This is a genomic window from Candidatus Methylomirabilota bacterium (assembly GCA_027293415.1).
Classification (GTDB): domain Bacteria; phylum Methylomirabilota; class Methylomirabilia; order Methylomirabilales; family CSP1-5; genus CSP1-5.
On sequence record JAPUFX010000153.1, the window covers coordinates 1 to 6,147 of the forward strand.

General features: G+C 58.4%; 7 protein-coding genes. 6 read left to right on the forward strand and 1 reads right to left on the reverse strand.

Annotated elements, in window-relative coordinates; all coding sequences use genetic code 11:
• On the reverse strand, positions 1-621 hold a 621-nt coding region (locus O6929_10910), incomplete at its 3' end, for a sterol desaturase family protein (protein ID MCZ6480896.1).
• A 368-nt stretch (positions 622-989) separates the two neighbouring features.
• On the opposite strand from O6929_10910, the gene O6929_10915 reads away from it, so the two are divergent.
• From O6929_10915 to O6929_10940, 6 genes are all read left to right on the forward strand, one after another.
• Positions 990-2,741: an ATP-binding protein gene (locus O6929_10915; protein ID MCZ6480897.1), complete on the forward strand. Its 1,752-nt coding sequence runs from the start codon at positions 990-992 to the stop codon at positions 2,739-2,741.
• Entirely contained in the window at positions 2,738-4,099 is a 1,362-nt protein-coding gene (locus O6929_10920) for a sigma-54 dependent transcriptional regulator (protein MCZ6480898.1), read from the forward strand. The genes O6929_10915 and O6929_10920 overlap by 4 nt, the downstream gene beginning before the upstream one ends.
• 366 nt (positions 4,100-4,465) lie before the next feature.
• Positions 4,466-4,780: a non-heme iron oxygenase ferredoxin subunit gene (locus O6929_10925; protein ID MCZ6480899.1), complete on the forward strand. Its 315-nt coding sequence runs from the start codon at positions 4,466-4,468 to the stop codon at positions 4,778-4,780.
• Positions 4,781-4,959: 179 nt separating this feature from the next.
• Positions 4,960-5,280 carry a hypothetical protein gene (locus tag O6929_10930; GenBank protein MCZ6480900.1) on the forward strand — a complete coding sequence of 107 codons (321 nt, stop codon included), beginning with the start codon at positions 4,960-4,962 and terminating at the stop codon, positions 5,278-5,280.
• A gap of 213 nt (positions 5,281-5,493) precedes the next feature.
• The gene (locus O6929_10935) at positions 5,494-5,868 is read left to right on the forward strand and encodes a hypothetical protein (protein ID MCZ6480901.1); all 375 of its coding nucleotides are present in this window, start codon (positions 5,494-5,496) and stop codon (positions 5,866-5,868) included.
• Positions 5,869-5,884: 16 nt separating this feature from the next.
• The coding region (locus O6929_10940) for a 2Fe-2S iron-sulfur cluster-binding protein (protein ID MCZ6480902.1) at positions 5,885-6,147 on the forward strand (263 nt) is incomplete at its 3' end.

A 6,147-nucleotide genomic window follows, 5' to 3' on the forward strand; every position in this document is an offset into this window, starting at 1 on the left:
GGTGGGGAGGTACGTGTGGAAGCGCTTATCCCAGAAGAGGGTAATAAACCCGTAATTTGTGTCGGCACGGTGCAGATGGTGGACAGTGTGCGCCGCCCAGAGGCGGTGTAACGGTGGGAACTTTCCGAGTCCTCTTTCCAAGTCGCCAGAATGAACCAGCCAGTGGAAGGCCTCGTAGGCGCAATAACCAAGAAGGTATCCCGCCAAGATCGCCAGTCCCCAACCGGATTCAGTCGCAAAGCTTACCGCGCCGAGCAGAAGCAAGATGATGGGGATTGTAATCGCGATGTGAATCCCGTGGTGGTCGGGGTCCTTCATTTGCAAGTACATATGATGTTCCCGGTGGAAGCCGCTCCAGAAGATCTTGCGTAGCAGGGGATGGCGCGTGTGGTGCAGCAACCAGCGGTGGAGAACGTACTCGAACAGCGTCCAGACAAGGAGCCCGAACAGGACGCCGACGGAGAGCACGGACCAACCGCCTCCCGGGCGGGAAGTAGCCCAGGCACAGGTGCCGGCGACTATACCCAGGTTGATGCTGAGGATTACGCCGGGCAGGGCCAGCTTCCACCAGAACCCGTTGTAGACGACGGTTCCGTCATCATTGATGTACTTACCAGCCATACGATTTTCTCCCTCCGCGAAAAAAGAAGCTCAACTCCCTCATATTATAACTATTGAGTTCCATGGAGCAATCCCTTACACCCTAAAAAAATTGGAGGCGGCCATGCTCGCCATTTTACAGCCGGGAGCCTGTCAAGTATTCTTGCCGGGTGAGGGAACCGCCGGCTCATTCTTTGGCTCGAGGCGGTTCACATGTCGCATCGACGGTTCGAGAGAGGGCGAATTAGGGAGAAAGAGGCACAAGGCGGCTGATCGTGGCTGGGAAAGGTGGGTCGGGACAGACTTTCGGCTCGGCGCATTTGCGAGTATACTAAGCGCATTAGAGCGGTTACCGACGGTGATGGGGTTTTCACACCAAGAGTACACCGATGCCCAGAGGAACGAAAGCAAAATCGAAACGTTCCACACCGCATACCCGCGGTGAAATGGATCGCCTCCGCCGCGAGATGTTGGCCCATTTCCGGAGACGGGAGGGACCACTTCGTCGTCGATGGATTGAAGAGGTAGAGGCCGGTGGGTACGTTCGAGGAGGGACCTCGGAAGAGCTGGAGGCGGATTCGGTAGGCATCTACGAAGCCTACCTGACCTGTCTCGAAACGGGGCACTATCACAAGGCTCAGGCCTTGGCCAAGGCCATGGCCGTCCGCGGTGTTCTGCGCCGCCTGACACCCAAGCACATCTTCGGGGCGCTTTTAACCCTGCAAGGGGTGTGTGAGGAGTCCCTAGCACAGAAGTACCGTGAGAAATCCGATCGGTTGATCCAAGCTCTCGATCTCTTTAAACCGGTGGCCAACCGGATCCTCGTCATTGTGGCCTTGGCCTTCCTCCAGGAGAGGGAGGGGGTCGTCCGCCGAGGGATCGAGCAGCTCCAAGCCTTGGTCGAAGGCGGCATGGTCCTGGCGAAAGAGCTGTCACTGGAATCGGTCCTCCAAAAGATTGCCGAGGTGGCGTGCAAGGTCCTCGGCGCCAAATATGGCGCGGTCGGAGTGCTCGACGAGGATGGTGGCGGCTTGAGTCAGTTCGTCACCGTCGGCGTCGATCAAGAGACCAAGACCAGGATCGGGCCCCTCCCGGTGGGGAAAGGCATCCTGGGTGTGGTGGTCCGGCATAAGAAGCCGCTTCGGTTGAAGGATCTGAGTAGCGACACGCGGGCCCATGGATTTCCACCGCATCACCCCCCCATGCGTTCCTTCCTCGGTGTGCCCATTGTGTCGAAAGGGAGGATCTTTGGCAACCTGTACCTCACGGAGAAACAAGGGGCGGAGGAGTTCAGCAAGGAGGACGAGGCCTTGGCAGTCACCCTGGCGGCTCAGGCGGCCATCGCTATGGAGAACGCCAGCCTGTATGAGGAGGTGCGGCGTTCGTACGAGCAGCTGCGCTTCTCACAAGATCTGCTGCTGCGCCAGGAGAAGCTGGCCTCCTTGGGCCGCCTTGCTGCCGGCTTCGCCCATGAAATCAATAACCCCCTGTCATCAGTGGCTGGCTTTGCCGAAGCCCTCCAGCGACGGGCCCAAGCAAGTCAGCTTCACGACATGGAAAAGTTCCAGGACCTCCCCGAGTATCTTGGTTTTATCCAGCAAGAGGTCGCGCGCGCATCGGCGATCGTCAGGCACCTGCTCGACTTCGCCCGGCAGCGGGAGCCAAGGTTTGAGGATCTTGATCTAACATCTTTGATTCAAGACACCGTCGCTTTGGTCAGTCACCAGGCCGCGGTGGCGAACAAGCGGATTGCTGTCGAAATCAGTCCAGATCTCTCGATGGTCCAGGCGGATCGTCAGATGCTTCAGCAGGTGATGCTGAATCTCTTGACCAATGCCCTGGATGCGATCGAAGGAGCCGGAAACGTCCGAATCACTGCCCTACCGGCCTCAGGACAGGTGGAGGTTCTTGTGGAGGATACGGGGTGTGGCATCCCGCCCGAGCACCTGGCAAAGATCTTTGATCCCTTCTTCACCACCAAGGAGGTCGGAAAAGGGACCGGCCTCGGGCTGGCGATCTGTCAGGGGATTATGGAGCAGCACGGAGGGTCGATTGAGGTGAGGAGTGACGGGCTGGGTAAAGGGACGACGGTGACGATTCGACTTCCGGTGGCAACAGGGGTGGGAGGGGATAGATCTTGAGTCTGAAACATCCTATTCAGGTGCTCGTCGTCGATGACGAAAAGCCGACCCGGGTCCTGATGGAGCGGGAACTCCCCCAAGCTGGATGCGTAGTCGTCACCGCACAGAGCGGGGAAGAGGCCCTGGAGATCCTGTCCCGGCAAGATTTCGATGTGGTGCTCCTCGACCTCAAGATGCCAGGCCTCGGAGGGATGGCGACCCTCCGGCGTCTCCGGAGCAGTGGTAATCCCGCCGAAGTGGTGGTGCTTACAGGGCATCCGGAAGTTGAGAGCGCCATCGAGGCCATGAAGCTGGGCGCCTACGATTACTTGATCAAGCCTTTTAAGCTATCAGAGGTCGAGGCCGTCCTGAGGCGGGCGGCAGAGAAAAGGCAGCTTCGAGAAGAAAACATCGCGCTTCGGCGCATCGTCGGTCAAGGTGACGCCGCCGCAGTCATTCTGGGAGAGAGCCAAGCGATGCGGTCACTGCTCGAGATGGTACAGCGGGTGGCAGCCTCCAATGCCCCTGTCCTTATCTTGGGAGAGACCGGAACGGGAAAGGGGCTCATCGCACGGGCAATTCACCAATCGAGCCCCCGGACCGACCATCCCTTCCTGGTGATCAATTGCAGCGCCTTTCAAGATCAGCTCCTGGAGAGCGAGCTATTTGGACACGAGAGGGGGGCCTTTACAGGTGCCATCAGCGCCAAGCCCGGGCTCTTTGAGGTGGCGGATGGGGGGACTGTTTTTTTGGATGAGGTAGCCGAGATGAGCCCGGCCATGCAGGCCAAGCTCCTCCAGGTTCTTGACACCGGAGAGCTGCGGCGCGTGGGAGGGACAAGGTTGCGGCGCGTGGACACTCGGATCTTTGGCGCCACCAACAAGGATCTTGAGCAGGAATTCCGCGCCGGTCGCTTCCGGGAAGACCTCTTCTTTCGCCTCAATGTGGTCACCCTGGCGGTCCCGCCTCTCCGGGACCGGAAAGAGGATATCCCGCGGCTCGTCGAGCACTTTCTTCACCAGTCCCGGCTTCCGGGTCAGCAGCCTAAATCCCTCTCCCCCGAGGCGCTGCAGTTCCTCGTCGGATATGCGTGGCCGGGCAACGTCCGCGAGCTGGCCAACACGATCGAACGGCTCGTCCTCCTCGTCCCAGGAACAATCATTGAGTCGGAAGATCTGCCGCCCAATATTCGTCCCAGCGTAGACATCCCCCATCGGGAGGGGGATGCACCGCCGCTTCCCCTGACCGAGGTCGAACGTCTCTCCATCCTGCGGGCTCTCAGGTACACCGGGGGGAAGAAGGCGCCCGCCGCCCGGCTGCTGGGGATCGATGTGAAAACGTTGACACACAAGATCCAGCGGTACAACATCCACATCTGACCAGGGAGAAATTCCCTGCCCTCCAGAAACTCCTTGCATCGCATGCGGCATTCTGGGACACGTCTATTCCCATCCGAACCCCTAGATCCCTGAAATGACAGGATCTTGAAGGGGAGTCCCATTCATCCTTAGGCCTAGAAATCTCTGGCACGGCCTTTGCCCCTCGTATTGTAGTGACTACGTGGGTGGGAGGGGTTTTTTCGCGACAGCCTTCCGCCCCAGTAGAGCTCTCCGGTTGACCCTGCAGATCCCCGGGAGGTTGCGAACCATAAGAGTCGGTGCCTGCTCAGATCAGCAGGAACCATGAACGGGATCCGGACGGGAGGAGTGGCTTGGACCAAAGGTCAGTGATGAGGAGGTTAGAAGATGGCAAAATTCCTGAAGGTGGCGACGACCAGTGAGCTAGCTCTTGGCCAGGCGAAAAAGGTGGAAGTCGACGGGAAGGCAATCGCCCTTTTCAACCTCGAGGGGAGCTATCACGCCATCGATGATGCCTGCCCTCATCGAGGTGGTCCCCTGTCTGGGGGTCCTACGGACGGAGAAGTGGTGACTTGTCCCTGGCATGGATCTAAGTTCAACGTGAAAAGTGGAGATGTCCTCACGCCGCCTGCTCGAACTGGCGTGTCGAGCTATCGTGTCCGAGTGAGCGGGTCAGATATAGAAATAGAACTGGAGATCTGAAGGTATTGTCTGCGACGATCGATCGGCGGATCTGACTGGGACGAGGGGAGAAGGGTGGGTGCGAGAATCCGCGAAAGCATCTCATCTAGGAGGTTGACTTTATAAGTGAGATTCCGGTTCGTTTGACCTGGAGCTGCGATATCAGAAGTTTCGGCGGGCGGGGTCTTTGGGGAGGGAAAATGGAGAGGCGACAGCAGCTGATGACAAGACTTCATAAGCTTGAAAAGCGGTTGGATGATCTGGAGGTTGGGTTCGGAGAGCTGGTGGAGATCTCCCTGGCTTTGGAGTCAGTGCTTGAGCTGTTGGTTGACCGGAAGGTGATTCCCCACCGGCAGCCCCGCCGTCACTTTAAGCAAGCCCTCGAGTCCTACCAGAGACGGATAGGGCAATATGCTGAAGAGGAATTTCAGAAACTTCTCGACTCGCTCTCGAATAACGAGATGGAATCATTAGACGAAGGGTCCCGCGTGCCTAGGAGGACAATCGGACGCCGACGTTAGTCGAGGCCAGAACGTGAGATGCGATACCTGTGCCAAGAAAACAGATAGTGAGGAGGGCGAGGTACCCTCGTGAATTTTTACTGCAACTCAGCCATAAAGGCATTTTTTTGCTATACCAAAGACCTCCTCGGGTAGGGTACGGCCTGAGAGGCGTTTTGTTGTTTCGAAGATGAGACCTTTCGGACCGAGATATCGGATCAAGAATCCGGTGCCATGATGCACGAAATAATCAAAGCGCACGTCCGCATTCCCGATATCCTGCCTGATGAGAGGGACCTGGGCGCATACAAACGGCTCGCGGTGTCGGTGATTCTATTCGCCTTTAATGACGCGCAGAAGACCGCGGGAGACGATTACATTAATGCTCGGAGATTTCTCTGCGGCGACAGCTGGTCGCTGCGCCTTTGGTGCCGCTGGCTGAACGTCCACCCGGACTGGATCCGAGCGGAGGCTGGGAATAGGGGATGGTGCAAAGCAGCCTCGCCCCCGACCAACCCCGCTCCGCCAGGGATGATCACAGAGGAGGCGAGGCGGAGTTCCATCGTTACGCCCCTCTTTTCCGTACGAAATGAGTGTGGAGATTCCTGAGACCCTTGGAGAGGCCATGACCGAAGTCACCATGCGAGTTTGGCGAGGCATCGCGACGGAGGGCAGCTTTCAGGAGTTTCACGTCCCCGTGGAGGAGGGGATGGTGGTACTGGACGTCGTCCTCGCCATCCAGGCCACCCAGGCCAACACCTTGGCCGTCCGGTGGAACTGCAAGGCGGGCAAGTGCGGCTCATGCAGCGCCGAGGTCAATGGCAAACCTCGACTGATGTGTATGACGCGGATGAACCTTTTCCCCCCGCACGAACCCATCACCGTGGC